This is a genomic window from Geodermatophilus sp. CPCC 205761, from assembly GCF_051383655.1.
GTDB lineage: Bacteria > Actinomycetota > Actinomycetes > Mycobacteriales > Geodermatophilaceae > Geodermatophilus.
Window position 1 is genome coordinate 39,765 of the sequence record NZ_JALPKQ010000001.1, and the last position, 23,271, is coordinate 63,035.

The window sequence follows — 23,271 nt, forward strand, 5'->3', positions numbered from 1 at the left end:
CCCGGGGGCCCTCGAGGGGCCGAAGTGGCCACCTCGGCCCCTCCGGGGTCCGCCGGAGACGCCGCGGGCGGGGACCCCGATGGGGATCCCCGCCCGCGGCCGGCCCTCCTGCGCGGGGCAGGAGGACCCCTTCGTCAGCTCTTCGGCCGGGCGCCGGCGCGGAGGGCGCCGAGCAGGTCGTGGTTGAGCCGGGAGATGGTCTCCATGGAGATGCCCTTCGGGCAGGCCGCCGAGCACTCGCCGATGTTCGTGCAGCCGCCGAAGCCCTCACGGTCCTGCTGGGCGACCATGTTGACCACGCGGTCGTTGCGCTCGGGCTGGCCCTGCGGCATCAGGCCGAGGTGGGTGACCTTCGCCGAGGTGAACAGCATCGACGACGCGTTCGGGCAGGCGGCCACGCACGCGCCGCAGCCGATGCAGGTCGCCGCGTCGAACGCCGCGTCGGAGTCGTTCTTCGGGACCAGGATCGAGTGGGCCTCCGGCGCGGTGCCGGTCGGGGCGCTGATGTAGCCGCCGGACTGGATGATCCGGTCGAAGGCGCTGCGGTCGACCGAGAGGTCCTTGATCACCGGGAAGGCCGAGGCACGCCACGGCTCGATGTCGATGACGTCGCCGTCCCGGAACTTGCGCATGTGCAGCTGGCACGTGGTCGTGGGCCCGTTGGAGATGCCCCGGCCGTGCGCCGTCCCGTTGATCATCAGGCCGCAGCTGCCGCAGATGCCCTCGCGGCAGTCGTGGTCGAAGACCACCGGCTCGTCGCCGGCGAGTATCAGCTGCTCGTTGAGGACGTCGAGCATCTCCAGGAACGACATGTCCGGCGAGATGTCGGCGACCTTGTAGGTCACCATCTTGCCCTTGACCGTCGGGCCCTTCTGCCGCCAGACCCGCAGGGTCAGGGTCATGCCCCGCTTCTCGCCGGGCGCACCCCCGCCGACGGTGCGGATGGCGCCCTCTTCCGTGACTGTCACTTGTAGCTCCGCTGGGCGAGGTGGACGTACTCGTACTCGAGGTCTTCGCGGTGCAGCACCGGGGGAGCGCCCTCGGGCGTCCACTCCCAGGCGGCGACGTAGGCGAAGTTCTCGTCGTCGCGCAGCGCCTCGCCCTCGGGGGTCTGGCTCTCCGCGCGGAAGTGCCCGCCGCAGCTCTCGTTGCGGTGCAGCGCGTCGACGCACATGAGCTCGGCGAGCTCGATGAAGTCGGCCACCCGGCCGGCGTGCTCCAGCGTCGGGTTCATCGACGTCCAGTCGCCGGAGACCTTGACGTTGGTCCAGAACTCCTGGCGGATCTCCGGGATGCGGTCCAGCGCCTTGCGCAGGCTCTCCTCGGAGCGCTCCATCCCGCAGAGGTCCCACATCAGCTTGCCGAGCTCGCGGTGGAAGGACGCCGGCGTGCGGTTGCCGTTGATGTCGAGCAACCGGCGGACCTGCTCCTGCACGCCGCGCAGCGCCTCGGCCGCCGCCGGGTGGCTGTCGTCGATCCGCTCGAACGGGGCGTCGGCGAGGTAGTCGGTGATCGTCGCCGGCAGGACGAAGTAGCCGTCGGCCAGGCCCTGCATGAGGGCGCTGGCGCCGAGCCGGTTGGCGCCGTGGTCGGAGAAGTTCGCCTCGCCGATGACGAACATGCCGGGGATCGTCGACTGCAGGTCGTAGTCGACCCACAGGCCGCCCATCGTGTAGTGCACCGCGGGGTAGATCCGCATGGGCGTCTCGTAGGGGTCCTCGCCCGTGATCTGGGCGTACATGTCGAACAGGTTCCCGTACTTGGCCTCGATCGCCGGGCGGCCGAGTCGCTGCATGGCGTCGGAGAAGTCCAGGTACACGCCGAGGCCGCCGGGCCCGACACCGCGACCCTCGTCGCAGACGTTCTTCGCCTGGCGGGAGGCGATGTCGCGCGGCACGAGGTTGCCGAACGCGGGGTAGATGCGCTCGAGGTAGTAGTCGCGCTCGCCCTCGGGGATGTCCCGCGGGTTGCGGCTGTCACCCCGCTCCTTGGGCACCCACACGCGGCCGTCGTTGCGCAGCGACTCGCTCATCAGCGTGAGCTTGGACTGGTAGTCGCCCTTCACCGGGATGCACGTCGGGTGGATCTGCGTGTAGCAGGGGTTGGCGAAGTACGCGCCCTTCTTGTGGGCCCGCCAGATCGCCGTGGCGTTGGAGCCCTTGGCGTTGGTGGACAGGTAGAAGACGTTGCCGTACCCGCCGGTGGCCAGGACGACGGCGTCGGCCATGTGCGTGCTGACCTCGCCGTTGACCAGGTTGCGGGCGACGATGCCCCGCGCCCGGCCGTCGACGACGATCAGGTCGAGCATCTCGTGCCGGGCGTACTGCTCCACGCTGCCGGCCGCCATCTGCCGCTCCAGGGCCTGGTAGGCGCCGTAGAGCAGCTGCTGGCCGGTCTGGCCGCGGGCGTAGAAGGTGCGCGACACCTGCGCGCCACCGAAGGAGCGGTTGTCCAGCAGGCCGCCGTACTCGCGGGCGAACGGGACGCCCTGGGCCACGCACTGGTCGATGATGTTGACGCTGACCTCGGCGAGCCGGTGCACGTTGTTCTCGCGGGAGCGGAAGTCGCCGCCCTTGACCGTGTCGTAGAACAGCCGGTGCACGCTGTCGCCGTCGTTGCGGTAGTTCTTCGCGGCGTTGATCCCGCCCTGGGCGGCGACGCTGTGCGCCCGGCGCGGGCTGTCCTGGTACCAGAACGACTTGACCTTGTAGCCGGCCTCGCCGAGCGTCGCGGCAGCAGCGCCGCCGGCCAGGCCGGTGCCGACGACGATGACCGTCATCTTCCGGCGGTTGGCCGGGTTGACCAGGCGGCCACGGAAGCGGCGGGTGCTCCACCGCTCGCCGATCGGCACGTCCATCGGCGCCTTGGTGTCGGCGATCGGGTCGCCGACGGTGAACAGATCGAGGGGCATCGCGGAGCTCCTTAGTCGATGAGCCCAGAGAGGACGGAGAAGGGCACGAGCAGGAAGCCGCCGATCAGGACCACCGAGAAGCCCAGGGCGAAGAGGCTGACGGTGCGCTCCCGGCGCTTGTTGCTCTGCCCCAGCGTCTGCGTGGCGCTCCAGATGCCGTGGCGCAGGTGCATGCCGAGCAGGATGAGCGAGATCGCGTACGCGATGACGACGATCGGGTTGTTGAACCCGGCGACCAGGCGGTCGTACGGCGTGCTGCCGGTGCCGTCGGGGTTCGCCACACCCAGGGTGAGGTCGAGGATGTGGTAGATGATGAACGCCAGGACGATCACGCCGCCCCAGCGCATGGTGCGCGACGCGTAGCTCTGCGCCACCGCCTTCTTCGTGACGTAGCCCTCGGGGCGGGCCCGCTTGGCCTGGCGCCAGAGCAGCACGGCCGACACGATGTGCGCGATCACCGCGACCAGCAGCACCACGCGGATGACCCACAGCGTGGTCTGCGCCGGGACGGCGGGCTCTCCGATGGTCCGGATCCACTCGGAGTAGTGGTTGAAGGACTCGCGGCCGGCGAAGGCCTTGAGGTTCCCGATCATGTGGGCGATCAGGTAGAGCACCAGGATGATGCCGCTGACCGCCATCACCGCCTTCTTGAAGACCGAACTGGTCTTGGCGGCCTTGGGCGTCCTGCGCTGGCCCGACTGCGTTCCCGTCACCACGGCGCCAACGCTAGGTCGTTGCCGTCTTGACGGCCAAGTTAACGCGTGGTGACACAGCTCTCGTAAGGCTGCCCTAACCGCTGGGAGCCGCTAGGGTGCGCTCGGCCGCCGCTGCGGCGCACCGGGCAGCGCCTCCTCCTGGGAGGTCGCGGCCCACCCCGGAGGGCGAGGAGGAGTCCGTGCCCGGACCCACCCGCGGCTTCCTGAGCCGCCGACGTGACCGCGATCCCCGGCTCCCGCCTGGGCAGTACGACGCCGGCCGGGACTGGCCGGTCCTCACCGCCGAGCCGACGCCGCGGATCGCCCCGGAGACGTGGAGCATCACCGTCGACGGGCGGGTCGCGACGCCGACGACGTGGACCTGGGACGAGGCCCACCGGCTGCCCGGGTCGGAGTACCGCGGGGCCATCCACTGCGTCACGACGTGGTCGAAGTTCGACACCTGGTTCGCCGGCGTCAGCGTCGACACCCTGCTCGAGGCGGCCCGGCCCACGCCCGAGGCGCACTTCGTCATCGCGACGTCGAAGACCGGGTACACGACCAACCTGCCGCTCGAGGACGTCACCGGCGGGAAGGCGTGGGTCGTGTGGGAGTACGACGGCGGGCCGCTGCCGATCGAGCACGGCGGGCCGGTGCGGCTGCTCGTCCCGCACCTCTACTTCTGGAAGAGCGCCAAGTGGGTCACCCGGCTGACCCTGGTGCAGCGGGACCAGCCCGGCTTCTGGGAGCAGAACGGCTACCACGACCGCGGCGACCCCTGGCGCGAGCAGCGCTACCAGGGTGACTGAGCGCCTCGGGGCCGGGCTGCCCGGCGCGCCCAGCGGCGGCTGGCGGACCGCGACGGTGGTGGCGGTCGACCACCCCCTCCCGCGGTCGGTCCGGCTGCGGCTCGACGTCGCCGACCGCATCGGGCACATGGCCGGCCAGCACTACGTCGTCCGGTTGACCGCGCCCGACGGCTACACCGCCCAGCGGTCCTACTCGGTGTCCTCGGCGCCGGGGGACCCCCTCGTCGAGCTCTTCGTCGAGCGGCTGGAGGACGGCGAGGTCTCCACGTACCTGGCCGACGTCGTCGAGCCCGGCGACGAGCTGGAGGTCCGCGGGCCGATCGGCGGCTGGTTCGTGTGGGACGGCGAGAGCCCGGCGCTGTTGGTCGGCGGCGGCACCGGAGTGGTGCCGTTCGTCGCCATGCTGCGGTCTGCGCAGGAGCTCGGGCGCACCGGGCTGCTGCGGACCGCCGTCTCCACGCGCACCCTCACCGGGCTGCCCTACGCCGACGAGCTGCTCGCCTCCGGCGCCCTGGTCGTGACCACCCGGGAGGCGCACGGCATCCGGCCCGCCGGACGGCTCACCGACGCCGACCTCGTGCCGCTGTGGGAGCCGGGCCAGACCGCCTACGTGTGCGGATCGGCGTCCTTCGCCGAGGCGGCCAGCCAGCTGCTGGTCGGCATGGGGGTGCCGGCCCCCCACATCCGCGTCGAGCGCTTCGGCCCCAGCGGCTGACCCGCACGCGACGCCGCGCGAGCGAGGGGAGCCGCCATGACCGCCGACGCCACCGACCGGGCACCGGCCGCCGCACGGCTGGGCGCGGAGACCGCGCCCCGGCTCGCGGCGCTGGTCACCGCAGCTCCGGGCCGGCCCCGGCAGACCTCCGCCTGCCCGTTCGACGGGTCCCCGGTCGGTGAGGTGCCGACGTGCACCGCCGAGGACGTGCGGACCGCGCAGCACCGTGCGCGGGCGGCGCAGCGGGACTGGGCCGGGCGCCCGCTCGCGGAGCGCCGCCGCGTCGTGCTGCGCTTCGGCGACCTGGTCGTGCGGCACCGCGAGCGGCTGATGGACGTGCTCCAGGTCGAGACCGGGAAGGCCCGCATCAGCGCCTTCGAGGAGGTCGCCGACGTCGCGATGACCGCGCGGTACACCGCCCGAGCCGCGGCCGCTCACCTGCGGCCGAGCCGCCGGCGCGGGGCCGTGCCCGGGCTCACCCGCCCGCTCGTGCACCACCGCCCGAAGGGGCTGGTCGGGGTGATCAGCCCCTGGGACACCCCGATGACCCTGGCGGTCTCCGACGCCCTCCCCGCCCTCGTCGCGGGCAACGGCGTGGTGCTGAAGCCGGACGCCCAGACGCCGTTCTCGGCACTGGCCGTGGTGGAGCTGCTGTACGAGGCCGGCCTGCCCCGCGAGCTGTTCCCCGTGGTCACCGGGCGCGGCACGGTCCTGGGCCCGCCGCTGATCGACGGTGTCGACCACCTCACGTTCACCGGCTCGACCGCCACCGGGCGCACCGTCGCCGAGCGGTGCGCCCGCCGGCTGATCGGGTGCTCCGCGGAGCTGGGCGGGAAGAACCCGATGCTCGTGCTGGCCGACGCCGACCTCGGCCGCGCGGTCGAGGGCGCGGTGCGCGGCTGCTTCTCGAACGCCGGCCAGCTGTGCATGCACGTCGAGCGGATCTACGTGGAGGACGCCGTCCACGACCGGTTCGTCCCCGCGCTGGCCGACCGGGTCCGGCGGATCCGGCTCGGCCCCGGGTTCGGCTGGGACGTCGAGATGGGGTCGCTGGCCAACCAGCAGCAGCTCGACGTCGTGACCCGGCACGTCGAGGACGCCGTCGCGCGCGGCGCCCGGGTGCTGGCCGGGGGCCGGGCGCGCCCCGACCTCGGCCCGCTGTTCCACGAGCCCACCCTGGTCGAGGGCGTCACCGGCGACATGCTGCTCGCCCGCGAGGAGACCTTCGGACCGGTGGCCGGCGTGACCCGGGTGCGGGACGCCGCCGAGGCGGTCGCGCGGGCCAACGAGAGCGCGTACGGCCTCAACGCCAGCGTGTGGTCGACACCGCGGCGGGGTGCGGCGGTCGCCGCCGCCCTGCGCGCGGGGACGGTGAACGTCAACGAGGGCTACGCCGCCGCGTGGGCGTCGCACGACGCCCCCATGGGCGGCATGGGGGACTCCGGCCTGGGGCGCCGGCACGGCCGCGAGGGCACCCTCGCCTACACCGAGGCGCAGACGGTCGCCGTGCAGCGCGGCCTGCCGCTCGGGCCGCTGCCCGGGATGCCGCTGGACCGCTACGCGCGGGTCATGACCCTCGCGCTGCGGGCGCTCCGGCGGGTGCCGACGGCCTGACCGCCGGCGGCACCCACCGCGGAGTCGTCAGCCGAGCGCCGGCCGCTCGGGGGTGAACAGCCACGCCTGGAAGAGGTCGTCCAGGTCGCGTCCGGCGAGCTCCTCGGCCAGGGCGGTGAACTCGTCCGTGGTGACCGCCTCACCCGCGCGGGAGGTGGCCCACTCCTCAACGATCTGGAAGAAGGCGGTGTCGCCGACGACCTGCCGCAGCGTGTGCACGGCCATCGCACCGCGGAAGTACACGGCGATGTCGAAGAGCGCGCCCGGCCCGGGATCGCCGATGACGACCTGCCAGAACTCCGGCGGCGCACCCGTGTAGATGGCGTCGAACTGCTCCTGGGCGGTGGCCACACCCTCCTGCTCCAGCCACAGCCACTCCGCGTAGGTCGCGAAGCCCTCGTTGAGCCAGGTGTGCTGCCAGGCGGCCAGGCGGACCGAGTCGCCGTACCACTGGTGGGCGAGCTCGTGTACGACGACCGTGTCGGCGAGCACCGGGTCGGCGAAGAAGCCCGGGGCGTAGACCGGCCGGGTCTGGTTCTCCAGGGCGAAGCGCAGCTCCGGGACGGCGTCGACGATGCCCCCGGAGGTGCTGAAGGGGTACGGGCCGAACACCCCGGACAGGAACCCGATGATCTCGGGCTGCCGCGCCAACGCCGCCCGGACCTGGTCGACGACCGACACCGGCTCCGGCGCCGGCGGCGGAGGAGCCGCCGGGTCCTCGGGTGGCGGCAGGAACGGGACGGCGGTGGTGTCGAGGTCGATCGCGTCCCAGAACCGGATGCCGTCGGCCTCGTACTCGCTGACCTCGAACTCACCCACGGCCAACGTCACCAGGTACGGGGCCATCGGCTCCTCGGCCTCCCAGGCCCAGGTCGTCCACCCGTCCTCCGTCGCGGCGTCCTCGAGCGCGCCGTTGGAGATGCCCTCCAGCCCCTCGGGCACGGCGATCGCGACGTCCACCGTGGCGGCGTCGAGCGGGTGGTCGTTGGCCGGGAACCACGTCGCCGCGACGTCGGGCTCACCGATGACCAGGGCGCCGTCGTCGGTGTGGATGAAGCCCGACGGCCCGATCAGGGGGTCCTGGATGGTGGCCGGGACGCCGGAGTACGTGACGACGACCTCGAAGGCGTGCTCCTCGCGGAGCGGGCGCTCGGGGGTGACGGTCAGCTCGCCCTCGGCCCGGGTGTAGGTGGCCGGCCGCCCGTCGACCGTGAGCTCCGAGACGTCAAGGCCGACGAAGTCGAGGTTGAAGGCCGACAGGGCCTGCGTCGCCTCCGCCTCGATGGTCGCCGTCCCGGAGAGGACGTCGGTCCCCGGGTCGTAGCGCAGGTCGAGGTCGTAGTGCTCGACGTCGTAGCCGCCGTTGCCGTCGAGCGGGTAGTACGGGTCGCCGATCCCGGGAGCGCCGGGGGACGGCGGCCCACCCCCCTCCTCCTCGGCGTTCGCGGTGGCCGGGACGAGCCCGACCAGGACCGTCGTCGCCATCAGCACTGCAGGCCTGCGGGTCATCGCACGCTCCCGGGTGTGTGCCGCCGTCCCCGCGCCGGGACACCGTGATGCTGGGCCCCGGCGCGGGTTGCTGCACGACGGCATCTCGGATCAGGCGCGTTTCGTGACCCTGGGCGGGTGTGGGGTCGCCCGCGGCTACCCCGGGTCGTGCGCGGCTACCCCGGGTCGTGCGCGGCTACCCCGCCGCCACCTGCTGCAGGGCGGCGCAGGCCTCCCGCTCGACGTCGAGCACGTCCGCGGCCAGCTCCCCGATGCGGTCCAGGCGGTCCAGCCGGTCGGCCTCGGACACGTCGTACGCGGTGGCGAACGCGGCTGCCTGCCGCGCCAGCTCCTGCAGCTCGGCGGTTGCCGCGCTGCCGCGGTCGAGCAGCAACTCCACCCGGCGCTCGGCCAGCTCCCGGTAGGGCGCCATGGGACCGTCCACCGCCGCGTCGGCGATCCGCGTCCACAGGTCGCCGGCGCGGCGGTAGAGGACGGCGCACTCGGCGGCGGCCGGAGCGTCCAGGACGCCGGCGGCCGCGTCGAGGCAGTCGGCGTAGAGCGGCCGCACCGCACCCGGCGAGGAGTGGTCGGTCGTCAGGCAGTCGTGCAACCGGCGCATCGCCGTCGCGAACGCCGGACCGCTGTCGAACAGCCGGGCCCAGCCGGTCTTCGTGCGCCGGTCGGCCACCGCGCCGGCCCACTTCGCCAGGCCGCGCAGGCCGAAGTTGCCGGCGAAGTTGTTCGGCATGACGTCCTCGGTGAGGTCGTGGGCCGTTCCGGCGAGGGCGGCCCGGATCGCCGGAGCCAGCGCGACGGGGGCTGCGGCCGGCTCCACCACGACCATGCGCTGCCGGCTCTGCCGGTGCGCGGCGCGGGCGGCGGCGAACACGTCCTCGGCGACCGCGTTCGGCTCCAGGCAGTCGTCGTCGAGCAGCACCGTGCCGTCCCGGCGCCCGAGGACGGCCACGTCGTAGGGGGTGGCGCCCTCGAGGTCGTCGGCCCAGGCCTGGTAGGGGACGCTGCCCCGGTCGAGCGTGCACACCGGAGTGCGGCCGGCGGCCAGCGCGGCGTCGAGCTCCCGGGCCGCCTTGGCGGCGGTGGTCGTCTCGACCACGCGGTGCCCGACGCCGGCGCGCTCCAGGGCACCGCGGACGAACGGCCGCGGGTGGGTGCGCGGCACGATCGTCATCGTCGGCAGCCAGCCGGCGTAGGCGAACGTGAAGTACATGAAGCCGATCCCGCCGGCGAGACCGGCGACGACGGCCTCCTCCAGCGGTTCGCCGTCGGTGTCCGCAGTGACGCCCGCCGCCGCCAGGACGTGCGCGAGCAGCGCGCTGTCGTGGTGCCGGCCGCCGCCCACGGCCGGGTAGCCGGCGGGCAGGTCGGGCCGGTCCTCGCCGGCGGCCGCGGTGAGGTTGCGGTGCGCGGTCGTGTAGTGCTCGCCGGTGCGGGCCATGCGGGCGCGGACGGCGGCCTTCAGGTGCTTCTGGCGGGTCATCGTGAGCTCCTCGGCGGCAGAGGTCCGACCGACCCCACGCGTCGCCGGACCCGGCCGCAGCGGAGAGGGCTCGACTGCTGCAGGTCGCGTTCCCCGAGGACACCGATCCCCTCTGCCCTCGCACGGCCGGAGGCGTGGGCAACCGGTCAGAGGGTCCGGCGTGGGGCACGCCGCAGGCGGACGGTACCGGACGCCGGGAACCGCCCGGAAGGCGCGACGGACCGCCCGCGTCGGGGGCCCGCGGCGGCACCCGGAGAATCGGCGGCATGCGCACCGACGTCTCGCCGATCGTCACCGTCGACGAGGAGCTCCGGTCGGAGCTGCTGGCCTGCTGGATCGACGTCAGCAACGCCGGGGGAGCGGTCGGGTTCGTCGCCCCGGTGACGGCGGACGACGTCGTGCCGGTGCTCGACGCGATGGTCGAGCGGGTGAACCAGGGGCGCGACGTGCTGGTCCTGCTCCGCGTGGACGACGAGGTGGCCGGGTTCGCCGTCCTGTCGCTGTCCCTGTCCCCCCTGCGCACGCACTGGGCCAGCGTCTTCCGGGTGCAGGTGCACCCCAGCCGGCAGGGGCAGGGCCTGGGCACGGTGCTGATGTCCGGCGTGCACGACATCGCGCGTGCCCGCGGCATGGAGTTCCTCCACCTGACCGTGCGCGGCGGCACCGGCATCGAGCGCTTCTACGCCGGCTTCGGCTACCGGGAGTTCGGCCGCATGCCCGGCGCGATCCGGGTCGCGCCAGGGGACGACCGCGAGGAGATCCACCTGACCTGCCGGCTGTAGTCAGCCCAGAGGGTCGCGCCCGCCGACGGTGCCCGCGGCCGAGAGCAGCGCCAGCCGGGCGAACAGCTCCTCGGCGTACCAGCCCTCCTGCGCCGTGCGGGTGACCACCGCCGCGTGCGGCGCGCGGTCGTAGGCGAAGGAGTTCAGCGCCGCGGCGGAGTCCCAGACGCTGAAGGTGCCCTGCAGGCCGATCGGCGCCTCGCCGATGCCGAGGGCGAACCGCAGGCCGGGGCTGGCGTGCAGGTCGGCCGAGACCGGCGGGACGGCGCGCCAGAACGCCAGCGCCTTGCGCGGGACCAGCCGGGCGCGGGTCACCGCGGCGACCCGCCCGTCCCAGCGCTGCGGCCAGGGCCGCCCGAACGGCTCCTCCCTCGACCAGCGGCCGCGGGCGGCCAGCGGGCGCAGCCGGGCGGCCCACTGCTCGTCGGCGATCCTCCGCCACCGGCGCAGCACGTCGCCGCCCTCGAAGGCGTCCGCCGCGGCGGCGTCGTCCCAGACCGCGAGGAGCGCCCAGCGGCGGGGGTCGGCGTCCCGCACGGTGAAGGTGCGGCCGCTGCCGGTGCCGAGCAGCTTGGCGAACCGCAGCCCGGGGGTACGGCGCAGCGCCCGCCGGTCCGCGGCCATCCGGACCAGCGCGGCCGGCACCGCGCGGCCCGGCACACCCCAGACGTGCAGCGTCGCCACCCGTCGAGACGTCACGACCGTGGATCCTCCCCTCCGGACACCCGGGCAGCACGACGGGCGGGGCTCACGCGATGGGCGCGGTGCCGCTGGAGCGGCGCGACGTCGGACCGCCTGGGCTCGATACCGCCACTGACGACCGAGCCGGACGGGTTCGTCGGGCCTATCGTCCCCCCATGCCGACCTGCGGGGCATGCGGTGAGGACCTTCCTCCGCGCTTCCGCTTCTGTGGTGCCTGCGGCACGCCCGTGGCCGTGGAAGCAGCTCCGCAGCGCGAGATCCGCAAGACGGTGACGGTCCTCTTCTGCGACGTCGTCGACTCGACACGGCTGGGCGCCCGACTCGATCCCGAGTCGCTGCGGCAGGTCATGAGCCGCTACTTCGAGGTGGCCCGGGCGGCGCTGCAGCGGCACGGCGGGACGGTCGAGAAGTTCATCGGTGACGCGGTCATGGGCGTGTTCGGCGTTCCCACGGTGCACGAGGACGACGCGCTGCGTGCCGTCCGGGCCGCGGCGGACCTCCGGGACGCGATGCGGGGCCTCAACGACGAGCTGGCCGGCCAGTGGGGCGTGGAACTGACGCTCCGGATGGGTCTCAACACCGGTCAGGTCATCGCCGGTGACCCGGCCGGCGGCCAGACACTGGTGACCGGTGACGCGGTCAACGTCGCCGCGCGGTTCGAGCAGGCCGCGGGCCCGTCGGAGATCCTCATCGGGCCGGTCACGTGGACGCTCGTCCGCGACGCCGTGGTCGCCGAGCCGGTCGCCGGGCTCGTGCTCAAGGGGAAGGACGACGTCAGCCAGGCCTACCGGCTGGTGTCGGTGACCCCGAACGTGCTCGGCCGTGCTCGACGGACCGACACCCCGATGGTGGGGCGCGAGCGTGAGCGCCGCCTGCTGGACCAGGCCTTCGAGCGGTCGGTCGCCGAGAGCGGCTGTCACCTGTTCACCGTCCTGGGGCCGGCAGGAGTAGGGAAGTCGCGACTGGTGCACGACTTCCTGGCCGACGTCCGCGCGACGGCGACCGTGGTCAGGGGGCGGTGCCTGGACTACGGAGAGGGGATCACCTTCTGGCCGATCGTGGAGATCGCGCGGGAGGCGGCCGGCGCCGAGGAGACCGACGACGTCGAGCGGCTGCGCGCCCGCCTGACCGAGCTCATGGCCGGCGATCAGCACGGTGAGCTCGTCGCCGACCGGCTGGCCGCGCTCGCGGGCACCGATGAGGTCGCCAACCGGGCGGAGGAGGTGCCGTGGGCCGTCCGCAAGTTCCTCGAGAACCTGGCCCGCCACCGGCCGCTCGTCGTCGTCCTCGACGACCTGCACTGGGCCGAGCCGACGTTGCTGGACCTCGTCGAGCACGTGGCGGACTGGAGCCGCGAGGCGCCGATCCTCCTGCTGTGCATCGCCCGCCCGGAGCTGCTCGACGAGAGGCCGGGCTGGGCCGGTGGGAAGCTGAACGCCACCTCCATCCTGCTGGAGCCGCTGAGCCCCGTGGAGTCCGCGACGCTGGTCGCGAACCTGCTCGGGCAGATCGCCGACGGGGAGGCGGTCCGGACCCGCATCGCGGCCGCGGCGGAGGGCAACCCGCTGTTCGTCGAGGAACTGGTCGCGATGCTCGTCGAGGACGGCCTTCTCGTTCGCGAGGGGAACCGGTGGGTCGCCACGGCCGATCTCGGCACGACCCCGATCCCACCGACGATCTCGGCACTGCTGGCCGCGCGGCTCGACCGGCTCGCCGTCCAGGAGCGGTCGGTGGTCGAGCGCGCCAGCGTCGTGGGCAAGGTCTTCTACCGCACCGCGGTCGCCGAGTTGTCGCCGTCGGAGGTGCGGCCCGACGTGGCGAACAGCCTCATGGCACTGGTGCGCAAGGAACTGATCCGACCGGACCGGTCCGGGTTCCTCGGCGACGACGCGTTCCGCTTCCGGCACCTGCTCATCCGGGATGCGGCGTACGAGGCGATGCCCCGTCGGGAACGGGCCGAACTGCACGAGCGCCTGGCCGACTGGCTGTACGACGCCGCCGCCGGCAAGCTGGCCCAGTTCGAGGAGATCCTGGGCCACCATCTCGAGCAGGCCTACCGGCAGCGGGCCGGCATCGGCATGGCGGACGAGCACGTCATCGGGCTCGCGAGGCGCGCTTCCCGCCACCTGGCCGCCGCCGGCCGCCGTGCATCCGCACTGTTCGACGTCCCGGCGTCGCTCGGCCTGCTGCGCCGCGCCTGGGAGGTGGCTCCGGAGGAGGACCGAGCGGCCATCGCCGCCGACCTGGTGTCGGTGCTGGTGGATGCGGGACGGCTGGACGAGGCCCGCGAGGTGCTGGACGGGACCGAGGCGCCCGAAGCGAGCCCGGGCGCCGTCTCGCTGCGTGTGGCCGGGCTGGAGCTGGAGTGCACCACCAGGGGTCGGGGTCTGATCGATCTGGAGGCGGAACTCGAGTCCCTCCTCCCCGTGCTCGAGCGGGAGCCGGTCGGCCCGGCGCTGGTCCGGGGGTTGCACCTCCTGGCCCGGCTGCACTGGGAACAGGGGCACGTCCGGCGGGCGGACGAGCTGACCCAGCGGGCGCTCGACGGCGCGCGCGGGGTCGGGGACATGCGGCGCGCCAGCCACGCGCTCACCCAACTGGCCTATTGCAGTCTGATCGGGCCGACACCCGTCGACGAGGCCATCGACAGGTGCCAGACCTACCTGGTCGAGGCGGGGGAGGACCGGCGCCTGCGGGCATCGCTGCTGCAGACCGTCGCCGGCCTGCGCGCGCTGCGCGGCGAGTTCGAGGAGTCGCGGCGCCTGGCGGCCGAGTGCACCGCGGTCTTCGAGGACCTCGGACTCGAACTGGCCGCGGGCCAGGCAGCCATGGAGTTCGCCATCCGGGAGTTGCTGGCCGGCGACCCGCTCGCCGCAGAGGCCGTGGCGCGACGGGGCTTCGAGACGCTGCAGCAGATGGGCGAGAAGTCGTTCCTGTGCAACTGCGCCGCGGTGCTGGCCCAGGCGTTGTCGTTGCAAGGGCTGCACCACGAGGCCGGCCGGTTCGCGGCCATCAGCGCGGAGGTCACGGACGACGACGATGTGGCCGGGCAGGTGCAGTGGCGGATGGCCAGGGCCCGGGTGGCATCCGCGCTGGGGCGATCGAGCGAGGCGGTGTTCCTCGCCGAGTCGGCGCTCGAGCGGCTGGCGGGGACCGAGTTCGACTTCTTGCACGGCGATGCCCTCTTCGACCTCGCGCAGGTCTACCGCCAAGCCGGACGACATCCGGACGCGGTCCGGGCCGCGCGGGCGGCCTTGGAGGTGTTCGAGCGCAAGGGCGTCGCCGCCGTGACCCCGTACGTCGTCGCGTTCCTCGACGAGTTGTCCGACGAGCAGCTCAGTGGGGTCTAGAGCCGTGCCCCGGCCCGGACCCGGCGTCGTGTCAGGCAGACTGCGTGCCGCCGGTGCCCAGGTGGGTCGGGGGCTGCGGCTACCACTGGTCTTGGGGGGCCGGGCGCCGGGGCTGGCCCGTGCCGCGCTCACGGACGGTGACCGGTTGCCCGCCATGGTCCGAGATCTGCTCGTCGCACTGGGCCCCGCCTACGTCAAGGTCGGTCAGGTGCTCAGCACCCGCGTGGACGCACTGCCGGCGCGGTGGGTCGCCGAACTCGCCGTCCTGCGCGACCGGATGGCCCCCGAACCGGCTGCTGCTGTCACCGCCGTGCTGTCGAGGGCCTTCCCTGACGGTCTGGCCCGGGTCTTCTCCGAGTTCTCCCAGGTGCCGGTGGCAGCCGGGACGGTGGCCCAGGTCCACCGGGCGCGCCTGGTCACGGGCGAACTCGTCGCGGTCAAGATCCTCCGGCCTCGTGCCGAGGACCGGCTGCGGGCGGACTTCACGGTGCTCCTGGCGCTGGCCGGCGCCGCGGAACGGTTGAGCACGGCCGCACGGGTGCTGAACCTCCGCGGGCTGGTCGTCGAGTTGCGCGACCTGCTGCTCTCGCAGACCGACCTGACCCGGGAGGCGCGCAACCACCGGCGTTTCGCCCGCGAGTTCGCCGACGACGACACGATCCGCATCCCCCGGGTCTTCGGTGCGGTGAGTTCACCGGAGGTGCTGGTCACCGAGTTCGTCGAGGGGATCGACCCCTACGACATCGGACGGGTCGCCTGCGATGCCGGCACCCTGGCGCGGCGGGTCGACGACCTCGTCGACCGCATGATCTTCGTCTCCGGCCTCTGCCACGCGGACCTGCACCCGGGGAACTTCTTCTGGACCGCCGCCGGCCGGATCGTGCTGGTCGACCTGGGACTGGTGCACGACGTCTCCGAGGAGGAGCGGCAGCACCTGCTCGCGTTCTACTCCGCCGTCCTCGACGGCTTCGACGAGTTCGCGGCGGCATACGTCCTCCGGCACCTCACCCGCCTCGCCGGCGAGCCGGTCGAGGAGTCGGACGTTCCCGCCGCGGCCTTCGAGGCCGTCGGCCGGCTGGTGCGGAAGCACTGGATCGACTCCGCGGGCCGGCCGAGTTTCTCCGCGATGTTCGTCGACCTCCTCGGCGTCCTCGGGCAGCACCGGCTGCAACTGAGGCACCACTACAGCAGGCTCTTCCTGACCCTCGTCACGGTCGAGGGGTACCTGTTCTCCCTCGACCCGACGTTCGACACGCTGGAGAACGCGCGACGCAAGCGGGTCGAGCAGGCGGAGTACGTGAGCATCCCCCCGGCGGCCGACGCGCTGGTCCTGCAGGGCTTCGCCACCTACTCGACAGCCCTGTTCGGCGACGGCGCAGACCCGCGGCAGGCGTGGGCCGACCGCGACCGACTCGTGCTCGACGCACTCGGCGTCGGGCCGGGCACGTCCTTCCTGGACGTCGGGTGCGGCCGTGGACAGTTGCTCGTCGCAGCCGAGCACCGCGGCGCCAAGGCGCTCGGCGTCACGATCAGCCGGACCGAGCACGAGGTCTGCACCGCCCGGGGACTGGACGTGGTGCTCAGCAGCTGGGAGGACGCCGACCGCCACCTCGCCGGCCGTGCCGGCGTGTTCGACGCCATGGCCGCCATCGAGATGGACGGCCACCTGGGAACGCTGCACGAGAACCGGGTCGGCCTGTTCGACCTTCGGCTGGAGCGCTTCTTCGCCTGGGCTCAGGCCCACCTGCGGACCGACGGGAAGCTCTTCGTCCAGACGCTCAGCGTTCCCGAGCAGCTGCTGCACGACCCCGCGGAGGCCGCCGAGTTCGAACGGCTGACCGGTGCACTGCCGTGGTTCGGGTTCAGCACGCTGCCGCAGATGATCCGGTGCTCGGACCGGTACTTCGCGGTCGAGCAGGTGCTCGACCACTCCGGCGACCTGCTGCCGACCCACGCGTTCTGGCGGGACAACGTCAACCGGCAGCTGCCGGACCTGCGTCGGATCGCGAGTGACGAGACGATCGTCCTGGTCCGGCGGCAGCTGGACACGCTGATCGGCTTGGCGGAGTCCGGGCGGCTGTCGCTGTACCGGATCCTCCTGCGGGCACGGAACGCGCCGGACCGGACGACCGCGAGTCACCGGCCAGGGTGACGAGCGGCCGGTGCCTGTTCGACTCCGGCCGCCCGGCCCTCAGGTCCCGTCCTCGGTCTTCTTCTTCGATCCGAGTGCGCCGCTCAGGTGGCCGGCGACGTCGTCGTCCTCGCGGGCCTTCGGGTCGGTCGGCCGGTAGCGGCCCCGGATGACGTGGCCCTGGGTGTCGTCGGTCTCGTCGCGCTCGGCGTCGGCGCCCCACCGTGGTGCGTGGCCGTGGGTGTCGTCGGTCTCGTCCCGTTCGGCGTCGGCCCCCCACCTGCCGGCGTGGCCCTGGGTGTCGTCGGTCTCGTCCCGTTCCGAGTCCGCTCCCCACCTGCCGAGGTGGCCCTGCGTGTCGTCGGTCTCGTCGCGTTCGGCATCGGCGCGCGCCTTGTAGAGGTGGCCCTCGGTGTCGTCAGGGTCGAAGACGGGCTGCTGCGGGTTCATCGGTTCCTCCTCGGGGTGCGGACTTGCTGGTACTGCGAGTCTTCGACCGCCGGCGGCACCGGACTGTCGAGCCGGCGACTCCGCAGCTGTCGGCTGCGCGACACGTCAGGCTCTCCCCGGGGTGCGGGCCAGCCGGGTGCTGATGCCGGTGGTCAACGTCGGGGACAGGGTGGGTGCTCCGGTCACCGCCTCCAGGAACAGCTCACCGGGGATGCGCCACAGCAGGGCCTCGGTCGCCGCCGTGACGGTGGCGGTGCGCGGCACCCGCTCGACCAGACCGATCTCGCCGAGGTAGTCGGGCGCCGTCATCTCGTTGATCCGGCGCACGGTCACGCCGTCGTCGTGGTCGACCACCAGGTCGCCGTCCACGAGCACGAAGAGGTCCTCGGCCGGCTCCCCCTGCCGAAGGACGACGGTGCCCCCGGGCAGCCGCTCCTGACGGACCGCGGCGGCCAGCCGCTCGATCGCCGCGGGACCGGCTCCCTCGAACAGCCGCAGTGTCTGCAGGACGGCGACCCGCGGCTCCAGCGCGTGCCGCCCGCGCTCCGTCGCGGCGTCGAACCCGCGCAGCAGCGACAGCGAGGCGGCCGCGATCAGCACCGGTGTCAGTCCCGCGACGGCCAGCGTGGCCGGGAGCCCCAGCCCGTCGACCAGGGCCGGGGCGACGAGGGTCCCGAGGGCCGTGCCGACCGCGGAGAGGGAGAGGACCAGACCTGACACCCGACCCAGGACGTCCCTCGGCACGGTGCGCTGCATCGTCGTCTCGATGAGGATGTCGAGCGCCACGATGGCCACCCCCTCGACGACGAGGACGAGGTAGGCCACTGCCGGCGCCCTGACCAATGCCAGCGCCGCCAGGGGCACCCCGGTGAGCAGGACGAGGATGGCGATGGTCAGCCTCGGGCGGCGTGCCCGCGCGAACCGGGGGCTGAGGGTCGCCCCCAGGATCCCGCCGACGCCGGAGGCGGCGAGCAGCCAGCCCAGGCCCTGGGAGCCGGTCCCGAGCAGCTCGCTGCTGACCAGGACGAGGACGACGAGCTCGACGCCGTACACGAGCGTCCCGGCCACCAGGCAGCCGACGAGGACGAGGACCACCCGATCTCCGACCAGGGCCCCGACGCCTTCCCGCAGTTCACCGAGGACACTCCCGTGCGCGGACGGCGTGGTGCGCCGGGATCGGGTGCGGATGGCCAGCAGCAGCAGGGCCGAGATCCCGAAGGTCGCCGCGTTGATCCCCAGGGCGATCGCCGGCTGGCCGAACAGGAGGAGCAGCGCGCCACCCGCGGGTCCGGCGACGAAGGCGACCTCGTCGACCGTGCTCATCAGCGCGTTGGCCGCCGCGAGCTCGTCCTCCGGGACGACGGTGGTCACCATGGCCGATGCCGCCGCGTGGTACAGCGTGGCCGCCGACGCGGCGACCGCGGAGAGGACCACCACGAGCGGGACGGGCCCGGACATCGCCGCGGTCACCGTCAGGCCCGTCATCACCGCCAGCTGGACGACGTCCCCGGCGGCCATCACCGTGCGGCGTTCGTAGCGGTCGGCGATCACGCCGGCGATCGGGGACAGCAGCGTGTAGGGGACGAACCGGCTCAGCGCCGCCGCCGACACCCACGCGGCGGACCCGGTCTGCGCGAACACGTACGCGACCAGCGCGACGATGTAGAGGAAGTCGCCGAGCTTGGACGTGGTGAACGACAGCAGCAGCAACCGGTAGTCGCGCCGCCCGAGCACCTGGCGCCGCGGGCTGCTGCGCGTGACGGCTGCCCGCTCGGTGACCATCGGCGTCCCTCAGCCGACGAACCGGTGCAGCGCGTCGACGTCGTGCAGCCGGATCTCCTGGGAACCCACGGTGACCCACCCTCGGCGCTGGAAACCCTGCAGCGCCGCGTTGAGGCTCTGCCGGGAGGCCCCGACCCGGTCGGCCAGCTCCGCCTGGGTGAGCCGGGTTCGGACGACGACGGCGTCGCCGTCTGCCCGCGGGAGCGACAGCAGCAGCTTGGCGACCCGCCGCGGGATGTCGAGGAACACCAGGTCGGCGGCGTGCCCGGTCAGCCGCCGCACGGTGGAGGCGAGCGAGTCGAGCAGCGCCCGGGTGAGCGCCGGCGAGCGCTCCGCGGCCGAGAGGACCGCCTCGCGTGGGATGCGAAGCACGGTGGCGTCGGTCAGGGCCGCGATGGTCGCCGACCGCGCACCGCCGTCGGCCACGGTCAGCTCACCGACCGTCTCCCCCGGCTCCACGACGGCCAGCAGCAACTCCTCGCCGTGCGGCGAGCTGCTCACCGCCTTGAGGCTGCCCTCGACGACGACGAGGAGAGAGTCCCCGGGGTCCCCCTCGTAGACGAGCAGCTGCCCCCGCCGGTAGCGCCGAGCCGTGGCGACGGTGGCCAGGCGCTGGAGGTCGGCCTCGGGGACGCCGGCGAACAGCCGGCACCGGGAGAGCGCCCGGGCCCGTCCCTGCTCGTCCACCATGCCCCCGCCCCACGACGATGTGATCTGAGTCATGAACGGCCCGGTGAGCATGACTGCCCTCGCCCCCGCTGGGAAGGCCGGGCGGGACGTTCCCGGCTCGTATCGCGTCCTGCCCCAGCGCCTCAGCGGTCGCGTGGAGCGTCGCCCTGACGTGCTTCCACGGCTGCGAGGCGCCGGTCCAGCTCCTTGACCGCCTCGATGAGCGGTGCGACCAGGCCCGCGTAGCCGACCTGCTTGCGGCCCTGCTCATCGGTGGTGACGAGCGCGGGGAATGGCCCTGCGTGTCGTCGCCGCCGGATCCGGGGGCCGTCTCCTGCAGCGTGGTGAGGGCACTGCTGAGCTGTGCGACGGCCTGCTCGAGGCCGCTCGCGTCGTGGGTGCCGGTCGTCTCGGATTCCCTCTCTCTCGTGGGTGGTGGCACGAGCCTGTCCCGGACGACATCCCCCGGCTGTCGGGGTGTGCGACAGCCCCGCGGTCGGATGCGCGACGCCGCGCGCCGGCTCACCGCAGTCCCCGAGGCAGGAGGACGGTCGGCGCTCGGACGGGGGCGCCGGTGACGACGCGGGCGTTCGCGCCCACGCCGCCGACCTGGGACCACAACTCCCCGAGCGTCGTGGACCAGGGCAGGACGGGGAGCCGTCCCGCGGGCTGCCCGTCCTGCACGAGGTGGCCGACGAGGCCGACGTCCACCCGTCCGGTCACCGGCCGGATGCCGCTGCCCTCGCCGGTCAGCTGCCGGACGTGCACCGCCTCGTCCGCCGTCACCACGCCGGACGGCGCGAGCCGGAGCGTCGTCGGGGCGACGACGGGCAGCGACCGGTGACTGCCCCGGCGCGCGTTGCCGGTCGACCGCTGACCCGGGGGTGCGGTCGCCGAGGTGTGCAGCGCCCCGACGAGGCGGCCGGCCTGCAGCAGCGGCGTCAGCTGCCGGGGCACCCCCTCGTCGTCGACGGGCGCCGCGAGGGGGGACGCCGGGTGGAGCCCGTCGTCCACCAGGGTGACGCCGGGTGCGGCGACCTCCTGGCCGAGCCCGCCGGAGAACGGTCCGCGCCCGTCGAGCGCCGGGCCGGTGAGAGCCCGGCCGAGCGCGGCCAGCAGGGGGGCGGTGACCTCGGGGGCGAGCAGGACCGGCCATCCGGGGGGCAGCGCCCGGTGCGGACCGAGCAGGTCAGTCGCGGAGCGGACGGCGTCCTGGGCGACCGACGCCGTATCGCACCCGCTGTCCGTGCCCCACCACTCCGCGTACCCGCTGGCGGTTCCGTGGGCGTCCTCGCCGACGACGGCGAGATCCACCTCGACGGACCGTCGGGAGTACCCGGTCCGCACCCCGCGCGACGAGGCGACGGTGACCTCCACGCACTCCTCGCGCCAGGAGGCGGTGTCGACCGTCCGCACCCGCGGGTCGAGGGTCGGCGCGCGGCGGGCGAGCTCGATGGCGAGGGAGATGCCGTGCCTCAACCCCGTGCCCTCCGCCGACGACGAGGACGGTGCCGGTGGCAGCGGCGCGGGGTCCGGCAGCCGGTTCGCCGGGGACGGCGTGGACAGCGCCGCTGCCGCGCGAGCCGACCCCAGCGTGGCCGCCAGCCCCGCCGCGCCGAGGTCGGTGGTCGACGCGTAGCCCATGCGGTCGCCGGTGACCAGCCGCAGCCCCACCCCCTGGCTCTCCGACCGGCCGACCCGACGCAGCCGGCCCCCGGCGCCGGCCTCGACCCGCGTCACGAGCCGGTGCAGTCCGTACACCTCGACGTCCTCGTGGCCCTGGCAGCGGGCGAGCAGCGCGTCGACCGCTCCCGCGATGTCCGGTGCGTCGGTCACGAGGCCACCCCCGTCACGACGAGGCCGTCGATGCGCAGCGTCGGGCTGCCGTAGGACACCGGCACCCACTGACCGTCGTTGCCGCACAGCGCCTGGGTGAACACGAGGTCGTCGGCCACGGCCGAGATGCCCGCGAGCGCGGCGGGTCCCTTGCCCAGGAGGGTCACTCCGGACAGCGGCATGGTGAGCGCCCCCCGTTCGACCAGGTGGGCCTCGCTGGCGGTGAACGAGAAGTCGCCCGTCGCGATGTCGACCTCCCCGCCGGACAGCCGCGACACGTACACGCCGTGGGCGACGTCACCGAGCAGATCGGCCGGGTCGGCGGGGCCCGGGCGCAGGTGGGTGTTGCTCATCCGGCACAGCGGGGCCGACGCGGCGGACTCGCGGCGGCCGTTTGCCGTGCGCGACCGGCCGAGCTCGTCAGCGGTCGAGCGGTCGGTCATCGCGGCCGCCTGCACCCCGGAGTCGATGAGCACCGTCGGGGCGGCCGGCGCCCCCTCGTCGTCGACCCGGTAGGAGCCGAACCCGCCGGGCAGGGTCGGGTCGTCGACCAGGGTGACGTGCGGGTCGGCCAGTTCCCGGCCCTGCGTGCCGGCGTAGATCGAGGTGCCCCGTGCCACCCCGTCGGCCTCGAGGCCGTGCCCGCAGGCCTCGTGCACCAGCAGGCCTCCGCCGCCGGGCCCCAGGACGACCGGCATGGGGCCGGCCGGTGCCGGCCCGGCGTCGAGCATGCGCAGTGCCCGGCCGGCGGCCTCGGCGCCGATCCCCTCCGGCGGGCGATCGTCGAACAGCTCCAGGCCGCCGCCGTGACCGGGGCCCTCGAAGCCGGTGGCCGTGCGGCCCGACCGCCGAGCCACGACGCGGCAGGTCATCCGCGTCCGCACGCGGGTGTCCCGGGCGAGCAGCCCGTCGCTGGTCGCGACGAGGACGTGCTGCACCACCTCGACGAGGGTCACCGTCACGGAGCGGACGGCGGCGCCCGCTCCGTGCGCCGCGTCCGCCGCCCGCCGGAGCAGGTCGGCCCGGACGGCCGTGTCCACGTCGGCCCTGTCCACGTCGGCCGGGGGCCGGCCGACGGCCGGTGCGGTCGTCCGGTCGAGCGGACGGACGGCGACCCGGGAGCCTGTTCCGTCCCGGACGGCGGCTGCCGCCTCCGCCGCCCGGAGCAGGGACGGCCGGGTGAGGAGCGTGGTCGAGGCGGAGCCGCGGGGTCCGCGCCCCCCGACGCGGACCCCCGCCCCGACGTCCCGGTCGCTGCGGAACTCGAGCTCCCCGTCGTCGAGCCGCGCGGTGGAGCTGGTGCGGTGCTCGGCGAACACCTCGCTCCACGTGCCGCCGCGGACCAGTGCGGCGGTGAGCGCGGCGGTGACGTCCCCGGGGTCGAGGAGATCCCGGAGGGGGTCGATCGGCCCGTTCGGCTCGCCGCCCGCCTCGACCGCGCCGTCCACGTCGGGGCGGCGGGCTCCGGTCACGGCTTTTTGTAGCCCTGGGGTGCCTCGGGCGGGTCGGTCTCGGCGTCGGCCCGAGCGAAGTGGCGGCGGTGGCCTTCGACGTCGTCGGTCTCGTCGGATTCGGCGTCGGCGTGCCGGAAGTTGCGGCGGTGGCCTTCGACGTCGTCGGTCTCGTCGGTCTCGGCGTCGGCTCGCTTGAAGGGCATGTGGCCCTCGACGTCGGGGGTCTCGTCGGTCTCGGCGTCGGCCCTGTACCGGAGGGGCATGTGGCCCTCGACGTCGGCGGGCTCGGGGACGGGGCGGTCGGTCTCGGTCATGACGTCCTCCTGTGGTGGTTGCTGCGGTGCAGCACTACCGTCCCGGCGCGGCGGCGGGCAGCCTGTCC

18 protein-coding genes are annotated in these 23,271 nt (G+C 73.9%); 6 read left to right on the top strand and 12 right to left on the bottom strand.

All coding sequences use genetic code 11. From position 1 onward, the window contains the following. Nucleotides 1-134: 134 nt before the first annotated feature. Genes MY526_RS00210 through MY526_RS00220 form a run of 3 tightly spaced genes read right to left on the bottom strand, consistent with a single transcriptional unit; the run spans nucleotide 135 to nucleotide 3,627 of the window. Nucleotides 135-968, bottom strand: coding sequence for a succinate dehydrogenase/fumarate reductase iron-sulfur subunit (locus tag MY526_RS00210; protein WP_436689755.1), 834 nt, complete (start codon nucleotides 966-968; stop codon nucleotides 135-137). Further along, a complete protein-coding gene (locus tag MY526_RS00215; protein WP_436689757.1) occupies nucleotides 965-2,911 on the bottom strand; it encodes a fumarate reductase/succinate dehydrogenase flavoprotein subunit in 1,947 nt (648 codons plus the stop codon). The genes MY526_RS00210 and MY526_RS00215 overlap by 4 nt, the downstream gene beginning before the upstream one ends. Nucleotides 2,912-2,922: 11 nt before the next feature. Beyond that, nucleotides 2,923-3,627, bottom strand: a complete 705-nt coding sequence (locus tag MY526_RS00220) for a succinate dehydrogenase cytochrome b subunit (RefSeq protein ID WP_436702922.1) — start codon at nucleotides 3,625-3,627, stop codon at nucleotides 2,923-2,925. Between the two features lie 179 nt (nucleotides 3,628-3,806). Between MY526_RS00220 and MY526_RS00225 the strand changes: the two genes are divergently transcribed. The 3 genes from MY526_RS00225 to MY526_RS00235 are packed head-to-tail and all read left to right on the top strand — an operon-like array spanning nucleotide 3,807 to nucleotide 6,744. Beyond that, nucleotides 3,807-4,415 carry a molybdopterin-dependent oxidoreductase gene (locus MY526_RS00225; RefSeq protein WP_436689760.1) on the top strand — a complete coding sequence of 203 codons (609 nt, stop codon included), beginning with the start codon at nucleotides 3,807-3,809 and terminating at the stop codon, nucleotides 4,413-4,415. Further along, nucleotides 4,408-5,130 (top strand): FAD-binding oxidoreductase, encoded by a 723-nt coding sequence (locus tag MY526_RS00230; protein WP_436702924.1) that lies wholly within the window; start codon nucleotides 4,408-4,410, stop codon nucleotides 5,128-5,130. The genes MY526_RS00225 and MY526_RS00230 overlap by 8 nt, the downstream gene beginning before the upstream one ends. A gap of 36 nt (nucleotides 5,131-5,166) precedes the next feature. After that, complete coding sequence (locus MY526_RS00235; protein ID WP_436702926.1) at nucleotides 5,167-6,744, top strand: succinic semialdehyde dehydrogenase; 1,578 nt, start codon at nucleotides 5,167-5,169, stop codon at nucleotides 6,742-6,744. Between the two features lie 27 nt (nucleotides 6,745-6,771). On the opposite strand, the gene MY526_RS00240 is transcribed toward MY526_RS00235, so the two are convergent. Then, nucleotides 6,772-8,253 (bottom strand): M1 family metallopeptidase, encoded by a 1,482-nt coding sequence (locus MY526_RS00240; protein WP_436702929.1) that lies wholly within the window; start codon nucleotides 8,251-8,253, stop codon nucleotides 6,772-6,774. Nucleotides 8,254-8,428: 175 nt separating this feature from the next. After that, nucleotides 8,429-9,733 carry a BtrH N-terminal domain-containing protein gene (locus MY526_RS00245; protein WP_436702930.1) on the bottom strand — a complete coding sequence of 435 codons (1,305 nt, stop codon included), beginning with the start codon at nucleotides 9,731-9,733 and terminating at the stop codon, nucleotides 8,429-8,431. Between the two features lie 266 nt (nucleotides 9,734-9,999). Here MY526_RS00245 and MY526_RS00250 point away from each other — a divergent pair, with 266 nt between their 5' ends. Continuing rightward, on the top strand, nucleotides 10,000-10,515 hold the full coding sequence (locus MY526_RS00250) for an N-acetyltransferase family protein (protein WP_436689769.1): 516 nt from the start codon (nucleotides 10,000-10,002) through the stop codon (nucleotides 10,513-10,515). Here the strand turns inward: MY526_RS00250 and MY526_RS00255 are convergent, their stop codons facing one another. Beyond that, nucleotides 10,516-11,214, bottom strand: coding sequence for a monooxygenase (locus MY526_RS00255; protein WP_436702931.1), 699 nt, complete (start codon nucleotides 11,212-11,214; stop codon nucleotides 10,516-10,518). Between the two features lie 236 nt (nucleotides 11,215-11,450). Here MY526_RS00255 and MY526_RS00260 point away from each other — a divergent pair, with 236 nt between their 5' ends. Together MY526_RS00260 and MY526_RS00265 are read left to right on the top strand one after the other, a co-directional pair. Next, on the top strand, nucleotides 11,451-14,567 hold the full coding sequence (locus tag MY526_RS00260) for an ATP-binding protein (RefSeq protein WP_436702932.1): 3,117 nt from the start codon (nucleotides 11,451-11,453) through the stop codon (nucleotides 14,565-14,567). 154 nt (nucleotides 14,568-14,721) lie between these two features. After that, nucleotides 14,722-16,719, top strand: coding sequence for an AarF/UbiB family protein (locus MY526_RS00265; RefSeq protein WP_436703070.1), 1,998 nt, complete (start codon nucleotides 14,722-14,724; stop codon nucleotides 16,717-16,719). A 39-nt stretch (nucleotides 16,720-16,758) separates the two neighbouring features. Here MY526_RS00265 and MY526_RS00270 read toward each other — a convergent pair whose 3' ends face one another. The 6 genes from MY526_RS00270 to MY526_RS00295 all read right to left on the bottom strand — a co-directional run bounded on the left by MY526_RS00270 (nucleotide 16,759) and on the right by MY526_RS00295 (nucleotide 23,203). Then, nucleotides 16,759-17,148 carry a hypothetical protein gene (locus MY526_RS00270; RefSeq protein WP_436702934.1) on the bottom strand — a complete coding sequence of 130 codons (390 nt, stop codon included), beginning with the start codon at nucleotides 17,146-17,148 and terminating at the stop codon, nucleotides 16,759-16,761. 105 nt (nucleotides 17,149-17,253) lie between these two features. Next, on the bottom strand, nucleotides 17,254-18,930 hold the full coding sequence (locus tag MY526_RS00275) for an MFS transporter (protein ID WP_436702935.1): 1,677 nt from the start codon (nucleotides 18,928-18,930) through the stop codon (nucleotides 17,254-17,256). Between the two features lie 9 nt (nucleotides 18,931-18,939). Next, nucleotides 18,940-19,653 (bottom strand): Crp/Fnr family transcriptional regulator, encoded by a 714-nt coding sequence (locus tag MY526_RS00280; RefSeq protein WP_436702937.1) that lies wholly within the window; start codon nucleotides 19,651-19,653, stop codon nucleotides 18,940-18,942. 468 nt (nucleotides 19,654-20,121) lie between these two features. Beyond that, complete coding sequence (locus MY526_RS00285) at nucleotides 20,122-21,435, bottom strand: TldD/PmbA family protein (protein WP_436689781.1); 1,314 nt, start codon at nucleotides 21,433-21,435, stop codon at nucleotides 20,122-20,124. Then, nucleotides 21,432-22,907 (bottom strand): TldD/PmbA family protein, encoded by a 1,476-nt coding sequence (locus MY526_RS00290; protein ID WP_436702939.1) that lies wholly within the window; start codon nucleotides 22,905-22,907, stop codon nucleotides 21,432-21,434. The genes MY526_RS00285 and MY526_RS00290 overlap by 4 nt, the downstream gene beginning before the upstream one ends. After that, nucleotides 22,904-23,203, bottom strand: coding sequence for a hypothetical protein (locus MY526_RS00295; protein WP_436689785.1), 300 nt, complete (start codon nucleotides 23,201-23,203; stop codon nucleotides 22,904-22,906). The genes MY526_RS00290 and MY526_RS00295 overlap by 4 nt, the downstream gene beginning before the upstream one ends. Between the last annotated feature and the right edge of the window lie 68 nt (nucleotides 23,204-23,271).

Excerpts from the sequence above, each read along its gene's own strand:
- MY526_RS00295 (WP_436689785.1), bottom strand. The coding sequence starts at position 23,203 with ATGACCGAGACCGACCGCCCCGTCCCCGAGCCCGCCGACGTCGAGGGC.
- MY526_RS00280 (WP_436702937.1), bottom strand. The coding sequence starts at position 19,653 with ATGACTCAGATCACATCGTCGTGGGGCGGGGGCATGGTGGACGAGCAG.
- MY526_RS00250 (WP_436689769.1), top strand. The coding sequence starts at position 10,000 with ATGCGCACCGACGTCTCGCCGATCGTCACCGTCGACGAGGAGCTCCGG.
- MY526_RS00245 (WP_436702930.1), bottom strand. The coding sequence starts at position 9,733 with ATGACCCGCCAGAAGCACCTGAAGGCCGCCGTCCGCGCCCGCATGGCC.
- MY526_RS00275 (WP_436702935.1), bottom strand. The coding sequence starts at position 18,930 with ATGGTCACCGAGCGGGCAGCCGTCACGCGCAGCAGCCCGCGGCGCCAG.
- MY526_RS00235 (WP_436702926.1), top strand. The coding sequence starts at position 5,167 with ATGACCGCCGACGCCACCGACCGGGCACCGGCCGCCGCACGGCTGGGC.
- MY526_RS00270 (WP_436702934.1), bottom strand. The coding sequence starts at position 17,148 with ATGAACCCGCAGCAGCCCGTCTTCGACCCTGACGACACCGAGGGCCAC.
- MY526_RS00215 (WP_436689757.1), bottom strand. The coding sequence starts at position 2,911 with ATGCCCCTCGATCTGTTCACCGTCGGCGACCCGATCGCCGACACCAAG.
- MY526_RS00240 (WP_436702929.1), bottom strand. The coding sequence starts at position 8,253 with ATGACCCGCAGGCCTGCAGTGCTGATGGCGACGACGGTCCTGGTCGGG.
- MY526_RS00265 (WP_436703070.1), top strand. The coding sequence starts at position 14,722 with ATGGTCCGAGATCTGCTCGTCGCACTGGGCCCCGCCTACGTCAAGGTC.